The sequence below is a fragment of the Streptomyces sp. P17 genome (assembly GCF_032436805.1).
In the GTDB taxonomy this organism is placed as follows: domain Bacteria; phylum Actinomycetota; class Actinomycetes; order Streptomycetales; family Streptomycetaceae; genus Streptomyces.
The window spans coordinates 1-517 of the sequence record NZ_JAVRBF010000294.1 but is presented as its reverse complement, the minus strand read 5'-3'; the positions used below and the strand labels follow the sequence as shown (position 1 = coordinate 517).

The following is a 517-nucleotide window of genomic DNA, read 5'->3' as shown; positions in this document are numbered from 1 at the left end:
CCGACAACCGCTCCAACGCCAGCATCCCGACGCCCTCAGCCCAGGCGGTGCCGTCGGCGTCGGCCGAGAACGGCTTGCAGCGCCCGTCCTGTGCCAGACCCCGCTGCCGCGAGAACTCGATGAAGCCGCCGGGGCTGGCGAGGACGGTGACACCGCCGGCGAGCGCCAGAGTGCACTCCCCCTGCCGCAGGGACTGCACGGCCAGATGCAGCGCCACCAGCGAGGACGAGCAGGCCGTGTCCACCGACACCGCGGGGCCCTCGAAGCCGAACGTGTACGACACCCGGCCCGAGAGAACGCTCGCCAGGTTGCCGGTCATCGTGTGGCCCTCGACGCTCGCATCCACGTGGTCCACGTCGGGGACGTACGCGGAGGACGAGGCGCCGACGAACACTCCCGTCGAACTCCCCTTCAGCCCCTGCGGGTTGAGACCCGCACGCTCCAGCACCTCCCACGACGTCTCCAGCAGCAGCCGCTGCTGCGGATCCATCGCCAGCGCCTCACGCGGGGAGATCCC

The 517-nt window shown here is 71.4% G+C and carries 1 protein-coding gene; it reads right to left on the bottom strand.

Annotated features, from left to right (window positions below):
• Positions 1–517 (bottom strand): polyketide synthase (locus tag RMT89_RS40940; protein WP_315888832.1); only part of this gene is annotated, 517 nt, incomplete at both ends.